Annotated in this window: 15 protein-coding genes; 10 read left to right on the top strand and 5 right to left on the bottom strand. The window is 46.8% G+C overall.

Annotation, left to right across the window (positions count from 1 at the left end; all coding sequences use genetic code 11):
* Positions 1 to 44 precede the first annotated feature (44 nt).
* The 5 genes from ribF (at position 45) to ispH (ending at position 6,036) form a co-directional block, all read left to right on the top strand.
* The gene (ribF, locus tag GXP65_RS05980; protein ID WP_045456479.1) at positions 45 to 980 is read left to right on the top strand and encodes a bifunctional riboflavin kinase/FAD synthetase; all 936 of its coding nucleotides are present in this window, start codon (positions 45 to 47) and stop codon (positions 978 to 980) included.
* Between the two features lie 64 nt (positions 981 to 1,044).
* Positions 1,045 to 3,873, top strand: coding sequence for an isoleucine--tRNA ligase (ileS, locus tag GXP65_RS05975; RefSeq protein WP_162092303.1), 2,829 nt, complete (start codon positions 1,045 to 1,047; stop codon positions 3,871 to 3,873).
* Between the two features lie 73 nt (positions 3,874 to 3,946).
* Positions 3,947 to 4,453 carry a signal peptidase II gene (gene lspA, locus GXP65_RS05970; protein WP_005425321.1) on the top strand — a complete coding sequence of 169 codons (507 nt, stop codon included), beginning with the start codon at positions 3,947 to 3,949 and terminating at the stop codon, positions 4,451 to 4,453.
* A gap of 161 nt (positions 4,454 to 4,614) precedes the next feature.
* Positions 4,615 to 5,046 carry an FKBP-type peptidyl-prolyl cis-trans isomerase gene (fkpB, locus tag GXP65_RS05965; protein ID WP_162092302.1) on the top strand — a complete coding sequence of 144 codons (432 nt, stop codon included), beginning with the start codon at positions 4,615 to 4,617 and terminating at the stop codon, positions 5,044 to 5,046.
* Between the two features lie 24 nt (positions 5,047 to 5,070).
* Positions 5,071 to 6,036 (top strand): 4-hydroxy-3-methylbut-2-enyl diphosphate reductase, encoded by a 966-nt coding sequence (gene ispH / locus GXP65_RS05960; protein ID WP_005425304.1) that lies wholly within the window; start codon positions 5,071 to 5,073, stop codon positions 6,034 to 6,036.
* An 81-nt stretch (positions 6,037 to 6,117) separates the two neighbouring features.
* Here ispH and btsR read toward each other — a convergent pair whose 3' ends face one another.
* The 3 genes from btsR to GXP65_RS05945 form a co-directional block, all read right to left on the bottom strand.
* Entirely contained in the window at positions 6,118 to 6,846 is a 729-nt protein-coding gene (btsR, locus tag GXP65_RS05955; RefSeq protein WP_162092301.1) for a two-component system response regulator BtsR, read from the bottom strand.
* 31 nt (positions 6,847 to 6,877) lie between these two features.
* On the bottom strand, positions 6,878 to 8,548 hold the full coding sequence (locus tag GXP65_RS05950; RefSeq protein WP_010646595.1) for a sensor histidine kinase: 1,671 nt from the start codon (positions 8,546 to 8,548) through the stop codon (positions 6,878 to 6,880).
* Between the two features lie 138 nt (positions 8,549 to 8,686).
* Positions 8,687 to 10,171, bottom strand: a complete 1,485-nt coding sequence (locus GXP65_RS05945; protein WP_005425329.1) for a carbon starvation protein A — start codon at positions 10,169 to 10,171, stop codon at positions 8,687 to 8,689.
* 316 nt (positions 10,172 to 10,487) lie between these two features.
* Between GXP65_RS05945 and GXP65_RS05940 the strand changes: the two genes are divergently transcribed.
* Complete coding sequence (locus GXP65_RS05940) at positions 10,488 to 10,829, top strand: DUF2799 domain-containing protein (protein WP_005425322.1); 342 nt, start codon at positions 10,488 to 10,490, stop codon at positions 10,827 to 10,829.
* Positions 10,830 to 10,939: 110 nt separating this feature from the next.
* Complete coding sequence (locus GXP65_RS05935; RefSeq protein ID WP_162092300.1) at positions 10,940 to 11,269, top strand: hypothetical protein; 330 nt, start codon at positions 10,940 to 10,942, stop codon at positions 11,267 to 11,269.
* 69 nt (positions 11,270 to 11,338) lie between these two features.
* Here the strand turns inward: GXP65_RS05935 and murQ are convergent, their stop codons facing one another.
* Together murQ and GXP65_RS05925 are read right to left on the bottom strand one after the other, a co-directional pair.
* Entirely contained in the window at positions 11,339 to 12,265 is a 927-nt protein-coding gene (gene murQ, locus GXP65_RS05930) for an N-acetylmuramic acid 6-phosphate etherase (protein ID WP_012127050.1), read from the bottom strand.
* Between the two features lie 61 nt (positions 12,266 to 12,326).
* Positions 12,327 to 13,439 (bottom strand): anhydro-N-acetylmuramic acid kinase, encoded by a 1,113-nt coding sequence (locus GXP65_RS05925; RefSeq protein WP_162092299.1) that lies wholly within the window; start codon positions 13,437 to 13,439, stop codon positions 12,327 to 12,329.
* Between the two features lie 100 nt (positions 13,440 to 13,539).
* Here GXP65_RS05925 and nagZ point away from each other — a divergent pair, with 100 nt between their 5' ends.
* From nagZ to tyrA, 3 genes are all read left to right on the top strand, one after another.
* On the top strand, positions 13,540 to 14,523 hold the full coding sequence (gene nagZ, locus GXP65_RS05920) for a beta-N-acetylhexosaminidase (RefSeq protein WP_162092298.1): 984 nt from the start codon (positions 13,540 to 13,542) through the stop codon (positions 14,521 to 14,523).
* A gap of 239 nt (positions 14,524 to 14,762) precedes the next feature.
* Positions 14,763 to 15,836: a 3-deoxy-7-phosphoheptulonate synthase gene (locus GXP65_RS05915; protein ID WP_005425327.1), complete on the top strand. Its 1,074-nt coding sequence runs from the start codon at positions 14,763 to 14,765 to the stop codon at positions 15,834 to 15,836.
* A gap of 25 nt (positions 15,837 to 15,861) precedes the next feature.
* Complete coding sequence (gene tyrA, locus GXP65_RS05910; protein WP_162092297.1) at positions 15,862 to 16,989, top strand: bifunctional chorismate mutase/prephenate dehydrogenase; 1,128 nt, start codon at positions 15,862 to 15,864, stop codon at positions 16,987 to 16,989.
* Positions 16,990 to 17,044: the final 55 nt, after the last annotated feature.

The raw sequence follows: 17,044 nt of genomic DNA, 5'->3' as shown, positions 1-17,044 counted from the left end.
TTCACACAGTGCAAAGTAAAAACAGAGGCATAAAGCAGTATCCAATGGAACTGATTAGAGGCATTCACAATATCAAGTCGCGCCATCATGGCTGCGTGCTGACTATTGGCAATTTCGATGGCGTACACAGAGGCCATCAACAAGTATTGCAGCAAGTGTCTGAACAAGCGGAGAAACTTTCGTTGCCTTCGGTTGTGATGACCTTTGAACCTCAGCCGATGGAGCTGTTTGCTCGAGATAAGGCACCTGCGAGGTTAACGCGACTGCGTGATAAGTTTGTTCAGCTGAGTAAGCTCGACATCGATCGTTTGCTGTGTGTTAACTTCAATCGTCATTTTGCTGACCTAACGGCGGAAGAGTTTATCCGTGACTTGTTGGTTGGTCGATTGGGTGTTAAGTTTCTTGTCATCGGCGATGATTTCTGTTTCGGCAAAGGCCGAACTGGTAACTTTACGATGTTACAAGAAGCAGGGGAAAAGTACGGCTTTGAAGTTGTCAGTACCCAAAGCTTTTGTTTACAGCAATTACGAGTGAGCAGCACGGCTATCCGTAAAGCGCTGGCTCGTGATGATTTGCATTCCGCGCAAGAGATGCTGGGAAGAGATTACAGCATTGCCGGTCGTGTTTCACACGGAAGAAAGCTAGGTCGAACCATCGGGTTCCCTACTGCAAATATTCCTTTGAAACGCTGTGTATCTCCGGTTTCCGGAGTTTATGTTGTTCAAGCGCTTGGCTTAGGAGATAAGCCAGTGGGTGGCGTCGCTAACATTGGTCAACGACCAACAGTAAATGGTGTTCGCCAGCAGTTAGAAGTACACTTATTCGACTTTCACGCTAATTTATATGGCAAGCAGCTAGAAGTGGAACTTTTGCATAAACTTAGAGATGAGCAAAAGTTTGAGTCGTTTGAAGCACTTAAACAACAAATCGAATTGGATGCTGAAGCAGCGAGGGTGTGGCTGCGTCAGCTTAAGCGTTGAGCGGTTTATTCCACCGTGCAACATAATGTCTAATTTTCGCCCAATATAACGGAATTAAGAATCGATGAGTGAGTATAAAGATACCCTGAACTTACCTGAAACAGGGTTTCCAATGCGCGGCAACCTGGCCAATCGTGAGCCAGAAATGCTTAAGCGTTGGTACAAAGAAGATCTTTACGGTGAAATCCGTAAAGCTAAGAAAGGCAAAAAGTCATTCGTACTGCACGATGGCCCTCCTTACGCGAACGGTGACATTCACATTGGTCACGCACTAAACAAGATTCTTAAAGACATTATTATTAAATCCAAAACACTTTCAGGTTTTGACGCACCTTACATCCCAGGCTGGGACTGCCACGGTCTACCTATCGAATTGATGGTAGAGAAGAAAGTAGGCAAGCCAGGCCAAAAAGTGACGGCAGCTGAGTTCCGCGAGAAATGTCGTGAGTACGCTGCAGGTCAAGTTGAAGGTCAAAAAGAGAGCTTCAAGCGTCTTGGCATCATGGGTGAGTGGGACAAGCCATACCGCACTATGGACTTCGCAACTGAAGCGAACATCATCCGTGCACTTGGTAAGATCGCAAGCAAAGGTCACCTACTGAAAGGTTTTAAACCAGTTCACTGGTGTACAGACTGTGGTTCAGCTCTTGCTGAAGCAGAAGTTGAGTACAAAGATAAAGTATCGCCATCTATCGACGTTCGCTTCAAAGCGGCTGACGAAGCGGCACTGCTATCTAAGTTTGAGCTAACTGAAGGTCACGAAGGCCAAGGTGACGTATCTATCGTTATCTGGACAACAACACCTTGGACATTGCCTGCAAACCGCGCAGTATGTCTACGTGATGATCTAGAGTACGTGCTTATCCAAACAGAAGGCGACAACGCTGAGCGTATCATCGTTGCTGCTGAGCTAGCGAAAGACGTAATGGACCGTGCAGGTATCGAGCACTTCCACAACCTTGGCTTTGCTAAAGGTGCGGACCTAGAGCTTTCTCAATTCCAACACCCATTCTACGATTTCACTGTACCGGCGATCCTTGGTGATCACGTTACAACTGATTCAGGTACTGGTGTTGTTCACACTGCACCTGGTCACGGTCAAGAAGACTTCGCGGTTGGTAATAAGTACAACCTAGAAGTAGCAAACCCAGTTGGTTCAAACGGTGTTTACCTACCAGACACTGAGCTATTTGCTGGTCAGCACGTATTTAAAGCGAACGATGCAGTAGTAGAAGTACTGAAAGAAAAAGGTGCACTACTACACCACCACGCATACGAGCACAGCTACCCACACTGTTGGCGTCATAAGACTCCGATCATCTTCCGCGCAACACCACAATGGTTCGTATCTATGGACCAAGCTGGCTTACGTGCTAAAGCACTAGAGTCAATCAAGAATGTTGAGTGGATGCCTGAGTGGGGTCAAAGCCGTATCGAAGGTATGATCGAAGGTCGCCCTGAGTGGTGTATCTCTCGTCAACGTACTTGGGGTGTGCCAATTGCTCTGTTCGTTCATAAAGAAACAGCAGAACTTCATCCAAACACGCTAGAGCTGATCGAGAAAGTCGCTAAGCTGGTTGAAGAGAAAGGCATCCAAGCATGGTGGGATGTCGATGCAGTTGAACTACTAGGTGCTGACGCTGACCAATATGAAAAAGTACTAGATACACTAGACGTATGGTTCGATTCAGGTGTGACTCACTTCTCTGTTGTTGATGCTCGTGAAGAGTACAACGGCAACAGTGCAGACCTATACCTAGAGGGTTCTGACCAACACCGCGGTTGGTTCCAGTCTTCGCTAATTTCATCTATCGCGATGAAAGACGAAGCGCCTTACAAACAAGTACTGACACACGGTTTCGTGGTTGATGGTCACGGTCGTAAGATGTCTAAATCTATCGGTAACGTGGTTGCGCCAAAAGACGTAACTAACAAGCTAGGTGCTGACATTCTTCGTCTATGGGTTGCTTCTACAGATTACACTGGTGAAGTTGCGGTTTCTGATGAAATCCTAAAACGCAGCGCAGATGCTTACCGTCGTATCCGTAACACAGCGCGTTTCTTCCTTGCTAACCTAAGCGGCTTCAACCCGGAAACAGACATCGTTCCTGTTGAAGAGATGGTTGCGCTAGATCGCTGGGCGGTTGGTCGTGCACTAGCAGCACAAGAAGAGATCGTTAAAGCATACGAAGAGTACAACACTCACGGTGTGACTCAGCGTCTAATGCAATTCTGTTCAATCGAAATGGGCTCTTTCTACCTAGATGTAATCAAAGACCGTCAGTACACAGCAAAACGTGGCGGCAACGCTCAACGTAGCTGTCAGACAGCACTTTACTACATCGTAGAAGCGCTAGTTCGTTGGATGGCGCCAATCATGTCGTTCACAGCAGATGAAATCTGGAACGAAATGCCTGGTCAACGCGACAAGTTCGTATTCACTGGTGAGTGGTTCGATGGTCTATTCGGTCTTGCTGAGGGCGAAGAGCTGAACAACGAATTCTGGACTGAGATCCAAGCGGTTCGTGGCGCAGTGAACAAACTTCTAGAAGACGCGCGTAAAGAGAAAACCATCGGTGGTGCACTACAAGCTGAAGTGACGCTATTTGCTGATGACGCTCTAGCGGCGAAAATCAACAAACTAGAAGATGAACTGCGCTTTGTTCTACTAACATCTGCAGCGAAAGTTAAGCCTCTAGGTGAGAAGACTGATGCTGCACAAGCGACGGATATCGAAGGCTTGTTTGTTGAAGTAGCAGCAGCTGAAGGCGAGAAGTGTGACCGTTGTTGGCACCACACGCCAGACGTAGGCACAATCGAAGGTCACGAGAAGATCTGTGGTCGTTGTGTGTCTAACGTTGACGGCGAAGGTGAAGTACGTAAATTCGCGTAATTGCCTAGAACGACTGAACTTTTTTTAAAATTAACAGCCCCAGTATTTACTGGGGCTGTTTGTAGGTAAAGTAATGAGTGAAAAAGCACTGACGTTAAAGCAATCTGGAGTTCGCTGGTTATGGTTAGCAATTCTGGTATTTATTGCCGATATTGGCATCAAATTGGTGGTAATGGACAACATGGGCTACGGATGGGCAAACCGAATTGAGGTGCTGCCATTCTTCAACCTACTTTATGTTCATAACTACGGTGCAGCATTCAGCTTCTTGAGCGATCAAGCGGGCTGGCAACGCTGGTTGTTCACCGGTATCGCGTTTGTTGTGACAGGTCTTTTGACTTACTGGATGAGTAAGCTTCCAGCCAAAGAAAAATGGAACAACATCGCTTACGCACTGATTATTGGTGGTGCAGTGGGCAACGTGTTTGACCGCGTGGTTCACGGCTTTGTTGTTGATTATCTGGACTTCTTCTGGGGCAGTTATCACTGGCCAGCATTCAATCTAGCGGATACGACTATCTGTATTGGTGCGGCTATGATCATTCTTGACGGCTTCCGCAAAAAGGACGCTGACAAGTAATCTTTTGCGATATACCGAATAACCCTAAGCGTCGTCCGTTGATTCGAACGACGCTTTTTATTATGTTGGAGCGCAATCCGCGTATCTTCGTACAATAAAAAGCAATCACAGTACGTGATCAGACAGAACGCTGGACAACCCAAGAACAAGGAAGCAGTAACGTGACAACAATAAATCAAGATTCAGCTGTAACGCTGCACTTCACCATCAAAATGCAAGATGGCTCTGTAGCAGACAGCACACACAATATGGGTAAGCCAGCTAAATTCGTGATGGGCGATGGCAGCTTGAGTGAGAGCTTTGAGCAATGCCTACTAGGCTTACAAGTAGGTGAAGAAAAGGCGATCGAACTGAAAGCCGCTGATGCGTTTGGTATGCCGAACCCAGACCATATCCACCATATGGACCGCACTAAATTTGTTGGCGAAGCGGAAGTTGAAGTCGGCACGATCATGGCATTCAGCGGTCCAGACGGTATGGAAATCCCGGGCATTATTACTGAGATTGCTGGCGACTCAGTGACAGTGGATTTCAACCATCCACTCGCGGGACAAGACGTGACTTTCGAAGTCGAAATTTTGTCAGTAGAATAGCGAACCAAATTAAAGATAACTTCCATGAGCAATGAAATGAAAATCCTGTTAGCTAACCCACGTGGTTTCTGTGCTGGTGTTGACCGCGCGATTAGCATCGTAGAGCGTGCGCTAGAGATGTATCAGCCACCAATCTATGTTCGACATGAAGTGGTACACAACCGCTTTGTGGTTGAAGGTCTAAAGCAGCGTGGTGCTATCTTCGTTGAAGAATTGCACGAAGTGCCAGACAACAACATTGTGATTTTCTCCGCTCATGGTGTGTCACAAGCCGTACGCCAAGAAGCGAAGTCTCGTGATTTGACAGTATTCGATGCAACGTGTCCGCTGGTAACCAAAGTACATATGGAAGTAGCGCGCGCGAGCCGTCGAAATATGGAAGTGGTACTGATCGGTCATGCTGGTCACCCAGAAGTGGAAGGCACAATGGGTCAATACTCTAGCGAGACGGGCGGTATGTACCTTGTGGAAACGCCAGCCGATGTTGAGAAGCTAAAATCGATCGTGAAAGATCCATCGGATCTGCACTACGTTAGCCAAACAACATTGTCTGTCGATGAAACCGCAGACGTAATTGAAGAGCTACGCCGCGTATTCCCAGACATTCAGGGTCCTCGTAAAGATGACATCTGCTACGCGACGCAAAACCGTCAAGATGCTGTGCGTGAGCTCTCTGCTGATGTTGATGTGATGGTCGTTGTGGGTTCTAAGAACTCTTCAAACTCTACTCGCTTAAAAGAGTTGGCTGAAAAGCTAGGCACTCCGGGCTACTTAACGGACTGCCCAGAAGACATCAAGCCAGAGTGGTTTGAGGGTAAGGTAAAAGTTGGTGTGACTGCCGGCGCATCTGCACCAGAAGAGTTGGTAAACCAAATCCTAGATCGCATCAAAGAACTGGTTGGTGCTGAGGCAGTAGATGAAGTGCTTGGTCGTGAAGAGAACATGTTCTTCGAAGTACCAAAAGAACTGCAAATTAAGCAAGTCGATTAAGACCAATCAAACACCAAAAAGGCGACCACAAGGTCGCCTTTTTCATTGGGAGTTTCTACTCGAGTTCATTAGAGTCTAAGCTTAGCTGCTGATACCTAAGAGCTCTTTGAGCACTTTTAGGTAGCGACGGCTAACCGGGATCTCAAAGCCGGTTTTGGTGATGATTTCTGCCAGCCCGTTTTCTAATAGCTTAATCTCGCTGATGGCTTTAATGCTGACCAGATACTGTCGATGGCAACGCACCAATGGGGTTTTCTCTTCCAATGTTTTTAGCGTGAGCTGTGTGCTAGCGGTTTGGCTGGTGGAGCGTACATGCACTCCGCTGATGTCGCTGTAAGTGCACTCAACCGTTTCGGTTGCCATGATCACAATGCGGTTGTGTCCAATGCAAGGTATCTGGTCTAGGCTCTCGGGCGCGATGGCTGATAGTTGCTGAGTGAGCGCGGATTGACTCATTACTTTGTTCAGGCGTTTTACTGTTTTCGTCAAACGGCATGGGTCAACGGGCTTGAGTAAGTAGTCGAACGCGTTGTCTTCAAAAGCTTGGATAGCGTATTGATCGTAGGCGGTCACAAACACCACGTAAGGCATGGTCTCTGGATCTAACATGCCCAACAGCTCTATGCCCGTCACCTGTGGCATTTGGATGTCGAGAAACACCACATCAGGTTTGAGCTCATTGATCTTCTTCAGCCCCATGATGGCGTTTGACGCGTCGCCAATCACCTCAATTTGACCTGTTTCATCCAATAGCTCTGCTAACTCTTCACGAGCAAACTGTTCATCATCAATGACGAGGGCGGTTAACATCCAAGACTACCTTTGTGCGTTTTCACTGTACTTATCGCGAGTGGGGAATGATAAAACTCATTTTAGTAAATTGGTGCTGCTGAGAGGTAATTTTTAGCGCTGAATCACGCCCAAATTGATTCGATAAGCGCTTATCGACAATTTCCATCCCCAAACCAGAATGATTCTCTTTTGGCGGCTCATAGCTCCCTGCGTTGTCCTCTACGGTAATAAGCGCACCTTGAGGATGAGCTTGGCTGTAAATCTTCACTTTGCCACCTTCTAACATATTGGAAATACCATGCTTGATGGCGTTCTCAACGAGCGGTTGAAGAGTAAAGCTCGGCAGCTTGATATCCAAAAGTTCTGGTTCAATATCAATTTCAACTTCTAAACGATCAGTAAAGCGTGCCTTTTCTATAGATAAGTAGGAATTCACGTGTGCCAACTCTTCCTTTAGCGTCACGGTGTTGATGTTCTGCTTTAAGTTACTGCGGAAGAAGTGCGATAGGTTTTGGATTAGTTCTCGCGCCTTATCTGGATCTCGACGAGTAATGGCGCTGATGGTGTTTAGCGCATTAAACAAGAAGTGTGGGTTCACCTGTGCGTGCAGCAGTTTGATTTCTGCCTGAGCCAGCAGGGTTTGTTGTTGCTGATAATCACCATATAAGATCTGACTGGAAAGAAGCTGAGCGATGCCTTCCGCCATTGACATGTTGGCTGTTGAAAACAGTTTGCGTTTTGGCTCATAGAGTTTAATGGTTCCCACTACCTCTTTACCTGCACGCAAAGGAATGATCAACGCAGAGCCCAACTTACAATCTTTCGCTAAAGAACATTGGTAAGGGCGTTCACTGCCATCAAGGTAGATGATGTCATTCTTCTCCATTGAATCGAGTGTGCTTTGCGATGAAATAGGAGTATTTGGCCTATGATGATCATCACCGATACCAACGAAAGCCAGAATCTTCTCTTGGTCGGTAATAGCGACCGCGCCTACCTTCGTTTCTTCATAAATAATACGGGCGATCTTATCGGCGTTTTCGCTGTTAAAGCCAGTACTCAGAATACCGACCGAGCGATCGGCAATGCTCAATGCACGGCGGGAAAAGGTTGCTGAGTACTTTTCAAAAATGGTTTTACGATCTTGCAAAATACTCATAAACAGAGCGGCACCAACGGAGTTAGCAATGATCATCGGAGCCGCAATCGCTGAAACCAGCTCATAGGCTTGGTCGAAGGGCTTGGCAACGGCGAGCAACAGAATCATCTGTACGATTTCCGCTACAAAAGTCACGCTGAATACCACGCTTGGATTAAACAGCATCGCACCTTTGTTGCGCTTAATGAGGTACACATGCAGCAAGCCGCCAATCAAGCCTTCTGCTGTAGTCGAAATAGCGCAGGCTAAATCTGTAAAACCACCAAGGGTGTAACGGTGAATACCGCCCGTTAGTCCCACCGCGAAACCAACGACAGGGCCACCAAACAGGCCACCCATTACTGCTCCGATAGCGCGTGTATTAGCGATGGCGTCGTTAATCTGTAATCCGAAGTAGGTGCCAAGAATACAAAAGCCAGAGAAGAGCACATAACAAATGAGCCGATGGCTGAGGCGAGAGGAGATGCTCAGCAGAGGCAAAATAATCGGCGTTTTACTCAGCATGTAAGCCAACACTAAGTAAACACACATTTGTTGTAAAAGGGAGATGACCAGTTCCATAACGAACCTAACCTAAAAATGATGTTCTTATTGTAAGTGAATTAAATCTTCGAAGAGAAACAAAAAGAGCCTGCGTTGGGCAGGCTCTTGGTTTATCCAGACATTTATAATGAATCGGTTAGCAAGCGAAGGGATTCATTATGCGGTTTCTGAGGCTGTTTGCGGTTTCTCTTCGTCAGCCAGTTCTGTCTCGCCTTTTCCTTTAGATATCTTGATAACGTAACCTGCTGCCGCTAGTGCGAATAGAACGCCAGCGATAGTCGAGATTTGCATTGGCAGACCAAAACCTAGTGTGCTGTTGTTTAGAATGAAAGTCACACATACGGTTGTCATGAATACGGCTGGTACTGTCGTAATCCAGTGCAGCTTGTTGTGGCGTAGTAGGTAAGCCGACGCAGTCCAAAGCATCATTACTGCTGTTGTTTGGTTTGCGAAGCCGAAGTAGCGCCAGATGATACCGAAGTCTACTTGAGTCAGGATGCCGCCGATAACGAATAGTGGTACAGCCATTAGAAGACGGTTACGCAGTGTTTTCTGCTCCATACCGAAGTATTCAGCAAGAATCAGGCGGCTTGAGCGGAATGCTGTGTCACCTGATGTGATTGGCAGAATAACAACACCAAGGAAAGCAATCACACCACCGAATACACCTAGCAGACCAAATGACGCGCTGTATACCACGTTACCAGGACCACCGTTTTTCACAGCTTCTGCAAGACCGTCAAGTGTACCGAAGAAAGACAGAGCAATAGCACACCAGATAAGCGCGATAACGCCTTCACCAATCATTGCACCGTAGAATACGAAGCGACCGTTCTTCTCATTTTCCATACAACGCGCCATCAGTGGCGATTGAGTTGCGTGGAAGCCAGAGATAGCACCACATGCGATAGTGATAAATAGCGCAGGCCATAGAGGCATATCGTTCGGGTTCAAGTTAGTGAACATATCACTTACTTGGAAGTCGCCCATTACCGTGTGCTCGCTAGAGAACGCAACTGCAGTCATTAGACCCACAGACATGAAGATCAGTAGTGCGCCGAACAATGGGTAGAAACGACCGATGATTTTATCTACAGGAACAATTGTCGCGATGATGTAGTAAGCGAAAATCAACACAACCATGGTTGTCATGCTTACGCTAAAGCTGGTTTGGTCGTTGATTAGGTTTGTGATCATACCTGCTGGGGCTGATACGAATACCACACCAACGAGAAGCAATAGGACAATGGCAAAGATGTTCATAAAGTGTTTTGCGCCATTACCTAGGTAGCGACCCGTAATTGTTGGTACTGATGCACCACCGTTACGAACAGAAAGCATGCCTGAGAAGTAATCGTGTACCGCACCTGCGAAGATACAACCTACAACAATCCACAGCATTGCAGCAGGGCCATATAGCGCACCCATGATTGGACCGAAGATAGGGCCAACACCAGCGATGTTAAGTAGCTGAACAAGGTAAACACGTTTGGTTGACATTGGAACGTAGTCAACACCGTCCGTTTTAGTATGGGCAGGCGTTTGGCGATTCTCATTGATACCGAAAACTTTCTCAACGAAAGCGCCGTAGATGAAGTATCCGCCGATGAGGGCTGCGACACAGGTTAGAAACCACATCATAGCTATTGTCCTTGGTTTAATAGGTAGGGTAATTTTTTAAGCTCAGGATGTATCATATTCGCCCCTTTTGTTAAGCGCATTCGCTCTGTGGATGAGTGGTCGAATAGAGAAGCGAGTGGTCGATATAAGGATTAAGTGGTTTTATCGTTTGCTCAGTGGTCGGGATATCCGTTAAGCGGTGAAATTCGGTACTCAGTGGTCGTTATGTACCGTGAGTGGTTGTAGGAGAAACTCGCAGGCAAAATCGACACAGCAGCGGCAAAGCACAGGCTTTAGTGATAAGCTTGGTGGGAAAACAACTAGTTAAGGAAGAATGATGAAAAAGGCAACGTTAGGCTTGGCGCTGGCTTTACTCGCTGGATGTGCGGCAACCACGGAAGAATTGGCGCAATCTGGTGATTGGTATCAGATCGGTTATCAAGATGGTATTGCAGGACATACCTCTCGTACGGTCAAAGAGCTCAATCAGCTCGGTAATGCTAAGCAAGGTGACTACGACCAAGGCTACCTAGAAGGTGTAACAGAATACTGTAATCCAGATTTCGCTTACCAAATGGGTCTGTCTGGCCAGTATTATGAAGGTGTGTGCGAAGGTACGCCTCAAGCGCAGAAATTCCGTATGGAATGGCAACGTGGTTGGAACGAATACAGCAACTAATTCTGTTTCATAATCAAGACGGCAATTTTCCCTGTTAATCTTCTGACATTTGAATTTTATTGCTTTGGTGTACTGGTGATATCAGATTCAATCAGAAGTGAAATAGAAACATGAAAAAGATCTTTTTGGTCGCATTGGCATTGTTGCCCTTAACGGTTGGTGCGACCAACGTGTTGAAAGAGTCGATTAAGATGAAGCGTAAGTACGATCATGACAAGCATCGTATTACCAACACCATCAACCACACTAAGCGCAATATTAAAGAGATCACCGATGGCACTTATGTGGAGAATCAGGTTAAGCGTGAAGTAAACCAAACCACGCGGAAGTACACCAATAAAGTGGATAACGTTAAGAACATAACGAACCCCGATCACATCAAACGCAAAGCAAATGACAAGCTTAACCAAGAGTTTGATGAATGGTTGTATGAAGACTAAATCTTGATATCAGAATAAGAAAGGAGACCTTGAGGTCTCCTTTTTGTTTGCTTGGACTCTATCATTCCACTATTTCGGCTGATGGCTTTCCACCGCTTTACGTAAGAAACCGTCTTGGTGGTGGAGATGCGCGCGAGCAGATTCAATATCAAGATCGGTGAGGATCATTAAGATCGCCAGCTTCACTTCATAATCCGTTTGTTTTAGCACTTCGGTTGCTTGTTCTTTGCTGCAATCGGTCGCTTGCATCACGATACGTGCGGCGCGTGCGACGAGTTTATTGTTGGTTGCTTTCACATCAACCATCAGGTTTTGGTAACTCTTACCCAAACGGATCATACTGGCAGTAGTCAGCATGTTCAGAACCAGTTTCTGCGCGGTACCTGATTTCAAACGTGTTGAGCCAGTTAATGCTTCAGGGCCAACAACAGGGCTAATTGCGACGTCGGCAATGTCGGCGATTGGAGAATCTGGATTACAAGATAGCGCTATTGTGGTTGCACCGATCTCGTTTGCGTATTCCAAACCACCAATGACATAAGGCGTTCGGCCACTTGCAGCGATGCCTACGACAACATCCAGATTTGTGAATTTGATATCTTTTAGGTCTTGCTCACCTAAAACCGGCGAATCTTCCGCACCTTCTTTCGCTTTTAAAATCGCCTCTGGGCCACCCGCAATCAGACCAACCACCATCTTGTCAGATACGCCAAATGTTGGTGGACATTCCGATGCATCAAGCACACCTAAACGACCACTGGTGCCGGCGCCCATATAAACCAGACGACCGCCGACTTTAAACGCGTCGGTGATCTTATCTACCGCGAGTGCGATTTCTGGTAGTACTTTCTCCACCGCAAGCGGTACGAGTTTATCTTGCTGATTCAGTCTCTGAACAATGTCCAGAGAGGGCAATAAATCGATATCCATCGTATCTGGGTTGCGTCCCTCTGATACAAGGTGGGCAAGAGCAGCAATAAGCGCGTCATTTGTCATAGTGGTTTAAGCCTTTGAATACTGATTTCGATTTTTTGTCGCTGTATCTGGCACAACGACTTTAGTTTTTAGGATAGAGCACACCCAGTGAAGCAAGACGGCTCGCACCAGTCACTTCAGGTAAGTTACTCGGCAGTCCATCGATATGTCGCTGAGCAAGCCAAGCAAACGCCATGGCTTCCATATAGTCACCATCAACACCTTTATCATCCGTTGTTGCGACTTGCCACTGCGGCAGAAGTTCCGCTAAACGCTGCATCAGTAGGGGATTTCTCGCACCACCTCCACACACCAACAGCTGTGGCTGCTGGCCATACGTGAATTTCTCTACTTCGCTTGCAATGGTTTTCGCCGAGTATTCACACAGCGTGCGTTGTACATCTTGTGTTGAGGTATTGTGGTCAGCTAACTGATGATGCAGCCAATCGATGTTGAACAGCTCTCGTCCTGTGCTCTTGGGCGCCAACATGGTGAGGTAAGGTTCTGCTAAGAGCTGAGTGAGCAGTGCGGCATCGGTGTTACCTTGCAGAGCAAATAGCGCGTCTTTGTCGAAGCTTTGTCCGGTATGCTGCTCACACCATGCATCCATCAACATGTTGCCCGGGCCGGTATCATAGCCAATCACCGCCTGCTCAGGATGAAGTACCGAGATATTGGCAATTCCACCGATGTTAAGCACCACGGTGGTGGAATTTTGCATGGCAAAAATACTTTTATGGAAAGCTGGGACGAGCGGTGCGCCTTGGCCACCTAACGCCATGTCTTTACGACGAAAATCTGCCACGGTATCAATGCCTGTTTTAACTGCAATGATGTTGGCATCACCCAGTTGGGTGGTGAAGGGCAGATCGCCTGTTGGCTGGTGGAACACGGTTTGCCCATGATTGCCAATGGCTCGGATTTGCTCAGCGGAATAGCCGGATTTATCCAGTAGCTGTAAAACCGCATCGGCAAACAGATGGCCAAGTTGATGGTCGAGCTCACCAATGGCTTTAAGGTTCGTGTCTTGCCCAGTGCAAACCGACAGTAGCGTCTGCTTAATATGAGCGGGCATTGGGTAATCATCGCGTGCGAGCAAGCGAACACGGTTATCTTCAATTTCAACCAGTGCGGTGTCTACACCGTCCATACTGGTTCCAGACATCACACCGATATACAGTTTGTTAAGATTCACAGCCAATTCCGTCAATTCTTCGATTCACTTATTGTAAAGCAATTCTGAAGCGAATAACCTCATCGAATACGAGATATTCAGCCGATTTTGAGGAGAAAAAATGGGACCGTTATGGGTTGATGTTGCAGGCTATGAACTGACTGCAGAAGACAGAGAAATTTTGGAGCATCCAACGGTTGGTGGTTTGATTTTATTTACGCGTAACTACCACGACAGCAAGCAGCTTCAAGCTCTTACCCAATCTATCCGCAAAGCGGCGAAACGTCCGATCTTGATTGGTGTTGACCAAGAAGGCGGGCGCGTTCAGCGTTTTCGTGAAGGTTTTTCTCTGATTCCTGCGGCAGATGAATACGCCAAACACCAAAACAGTGAAGAGCTGGCTCGCCTGGGCGGTTGGTTGATGGCTGCTGAGTTGATTGCTCATGACATCGACCTAAGCTTCGCACCAGTACTAGATAAAGGTCACCAGTGTAAAGCGATTGGCAGCCGTGCCTTTGGTGAGGATCTGGACACCATTTTACGTCACAGCACCGCTTATATGCAGGGTATGAAGAGTGTCGGTATGGCGACGACGGGCAAACATTTCCCGGGCCATGGTGGTGTGATTGCTGATTCACACCTAGAGACACCATACGATGAGCGTAGCGATATCTTTGAGCAAGACATGGCGATCTTCAAAGCGCAAATCGATGCTGGCATCTTAGACGCGATGATGCCTGCTCATGTGATTTTCCCAAATTATGATGACCAACCAGCAAGTGGATCTGAGTATTGGCTAAAACAAATCCTGCGCCAGCAGCTTGGCTTTAAAGGTTTGATCTTCTCTGATGATTTGACCATGGAGGGCGCTGCGATCATGGGTGGCCCAGCTCAGCGTGGCGCACAAGCATTAAACGCTGGCTGCGATATGCTGCTGGTTTGCAACAAGCGCGATGCGCAAGTTGAGGTGCTTGATAATCTACCAATTACTTCTGTTCCTCTAGCTGATGCCTTGTTGAAAAAGCAAAGCTTTTCTCTAAGCGAGCTAAAACGTTCGCAAGAGTGGAAAGATGCGTCTGAAGCTATGAAGCGATTGATTGGCTAACCATCTCACCCCTGAATAATGGTTTGTTCAGGGTGAGACGTAAACTTTCAAAAACATCCATTTAAGGCCGAAGTGCTCTGTACTTCGGCTTTTTCTTTTTATGTAAATTTAAATTTACACTAAATGTTTTTTATTGTGTACGGTTGTAATTCTTTTTTAGCCTGTTATCTTGTCGATAAAGCTTAGTTGTCTCACCAAGGAATTGGTAGGGTGTAAATAAAAATATACAGGTCAAAGTTATGCAAAGAAGTGAATTGAGCAACATCAACATCAGCGAAGAACAAGTACTGATCACGCCAGAGGAGCTAAAAGTGAAGCTTCCTCTAAGTGAAAAAGCGCGTCGTTTTATTCAAGAGTCTCGTCAAACCATCGCTGACATCATTCACAAAAAAGATCATCGTCTACTCGTTGTATGTGGACCATGTTCTATCCATGACGTAGAAGCTGCGAAGGATTACGCTAAGCGTCTAAAAGCTCTTTCTGAACAACTAAGCGACCAACTGTATATTGTAATGCGTGTTTACTTTGAGAAGCCTCGAACCACGGTTGGTTGGAAAGGCCTGATCAATGACCCACACCTAGACGGCAGCTTCGACATTGAACATGGTCTGCATGTTGGGCGTGAATTGCTGGTTGAATTGGCAGAGATGGAAATCCCGCTGGCAACAGAAGCTCTTGACCCAATCAGCCCGCAATACCTTGCGGATACCTTTAGCTGGGCAGCGATCGGTGCTCGTACGACTGAGTCACAAACTCACCGCGAGATGGCAAGCGGCCTTTCTATGCCGATTGGCTTCAAGAATGGTACGGATGGTAGCCTAGCAACCGCTGTTAACGCGATGCAAGCGGCCTCTTCTAGCCACCGTTTCATGGGTATTAACCGTGAGGGCCAAGTCGCGCTACTAACTACGCAAGGTAACCCGAATGGTCACGTGATTCTGCGCGGCGGCAAGCAAACTAACTACGATTCAGTATCGGTTAACGAGTGTGAGCAAGAGATGGCGAAGTCTGGCCTTGATGCTTCATTGATGGTGGATTGTAGCCATGCAAACTCTCGCAAAGATTACCGTCGTCAGCCATTGGTTGCCGAAGACGTGATTCACCAAATCCGTGAAGGTAACAAGTCAATCATCGGCTTGATGATTGAAAGTCATATCAATGAAGGTAACCAATCTTCAGACCTAGCACTTGAAGAGATGAAATACGGCGTATCGATCACTGACGCATGTATCAATTGGGATTCAACTGAGGCACTATTACGTCATGCACACGAAGAGCTGGTGCCTTTCTTAGAGAATCGCCTTAAAGGCTAAAACGGAACTTATTTAAGGAACATCAATGGCAGTTGAACTTAACGCATTACGCGATCAAATTGATGCAGTCGACAAGCAAATGTTGGAGCTACTGGCACAACGTTTAGCACTAGTAGAGAAAGTGGGTGAAGTAAAAAGCGAACACGGTTTGCCAATTTACGCCCCAGATCGTGAGGCTGCCATGCTGGCGTCACGACGAGCTGAAGCTGAAAAAATGGGGATTCCTCCACAGCTGATTGAAGACATTCTTCGTCGAACCATGCGTGAGTCTTATGCCAGCGAGAAAGATTCCGGTTTTAAGTGTTTGAACCCAGAATTGCGCTCAGTGGTTATTATTGGTGGTAATGGCCAGTTAGGTGGTCTGTTTGGCCGAATGTTCAAACTCTCTGGTTATCAAGTAAAGGTGTTGGGCAGCAAAGATTGGGATCACGCGGATGACATCCTTAAAGATGCGGGCCTGGTTGTGGTTACTGTGCCGATTCACCTAACAGAAGGTGTGATTGAAAAACTTGGTAACCTGCCAAAAGACTGCATTCTGTGTGACCTGACTTCTATCAAGTCTAAGCCTCTGCAAGCAATGTTGAGTGTGCACCAAGGTCCGGTTGTTGGTTTGCACCCAATGTTTGGCCCAGATGTACCGAGCCTAGCGAAGCAGGTGATTGTCTACTGTGACGGTCGTGGTAGCGATCAATACCAATGGCTATTGCAACAATTTGGAATTTGGGGCGCAAGCTTGTGCCAAATCGATGCGCAAGAGCACGACCATGGCATGACTTTGATTCAGGCGCTGCGTCACTTCACTTCCTTTGCTTACGGTATGCATCTGAGCAAAGAGAATCCAAACATTGATCAACTGCTAAAACTGAGCTCACCAATTTACCGCTTGGAATTAGCGATGGTAGGTCGTCTGTTTGGTCAGGATCCAAATCTTTACGGTGATATCATTCTTTCATCACAAGAAAACATCGACATGATTAAGCGATTCCACCAACGCTTCGGTGAGGCGTTAAGCATCCTGGATAGCAAAGATAAAGCCGAGTTTGTTGAAAGCTTTGAACAAGTGAGCGATTGGTTTGGTGAGTACTCACAGCAATTTATGAATGAGAGTCAGAACCTACTCAAACAAGCGAACGACAATATCCACCGTGGATAAGTACCAGTTCTAAATACAAAAAGAGCAGCTCACGGGCTGCTCTTTTCTATTTTGA

Origin of the sequence: Vibrio sp. LB10LO1 (assembly GCF_010092875.1) — a bacterium.
Lineage (GTDB): Bacteria > Pseudomonadota > Gammaproteobacteria > Enterobacterales > Vibrionaceae > Vibrio > Vibrio campbellii.
This window is presented reverse-complemented; position numbering and strand designations above follow the sequence as displayed.

Coding starts and splice junctions, on each gene's coding strand:
- tyrA (WP_162092297.1), top strand. CDS start 15,862: ATGGCAGTTGAACTTAACGCATTACGCGATCAAATTGATGCAGTCGAC.
- lspA (WP_005425321.1), top strand. CDS start 3,947: ATGAGTGAAAAAGCACTGACGTTAAAGCAATCTGGAGTTCGCTGGTTA.
- ileS (WP_162092303.1), top strand. CDS start 1,045: ATGAGTGAGTATAAAGATACCCTGAACTTACCTGAAACAGGGTTTCCA.
- GXP65_RS05940 (WP_005425322.1), top strand. CDS start 10,488: ATGAAAAAGGCAACGTTAGGCTTGGCGCTGGCTTTACTCGCTGGATGT.
- GXP65_RS05935 (WP_162092300.1), top strand. CDS start 10,940: ATGAAAAAGATCTTTTTGGTCGCATTGGCATTGTTGCCCTTAACGGTT.
- GXP65_RS05915 (WP_005425327.1), top strand. CDS start 14,763: ATGCAAAGAAGTGAATTGAGCAACATCAACATCAGCGAAGAACAAGTA.
- GXP65_RS05945 (WP_005425329.1), bottom strand. CDS start 10,171: ATGATGTGGTTTCTAACCTGTGTCGCAGCCCTCATCGGCGGATACTTC.
- GXP65_RS05950 (WP_010646595.1), bottom strand. CDS start 8,548: ATGGAACTGGTCATCTCCCTTTTACAACAAATGTGTGTTTACTTAGTG.
- nagZ (WP_162092298.1), top strand. CDS start 13,540: ATGGGACCGTTATGGGTTGATGTTGCAGGCTATGAACTGACTGCAGAA.
- btsR (WP_162092301.1), bottom strand. CDS start 6,846: ATGTTAACCGCCCTCGTCATTGATGATGAACAGTTTGCTCGTGAAGAG.
- ispH (WP_005425304.1), top strand. CDS start 5,071: ATGAGCAATGAAATGAAAATCCTGTTAGCTAACCCACGTGGTTTCTGT.
- ribF (WP_045456479.1), top strand. CDS start 45: ATGGAACTGATTAGAGGCATTCACAATATCAAGTCGCGCCATCATGGC.
- murQ (WP_012127050.1), bottom strand. CDS start 12,265: ATGACAAATGACGCGCTTATTGCTGCTCTTGCCCACCTTGTATCAGAG.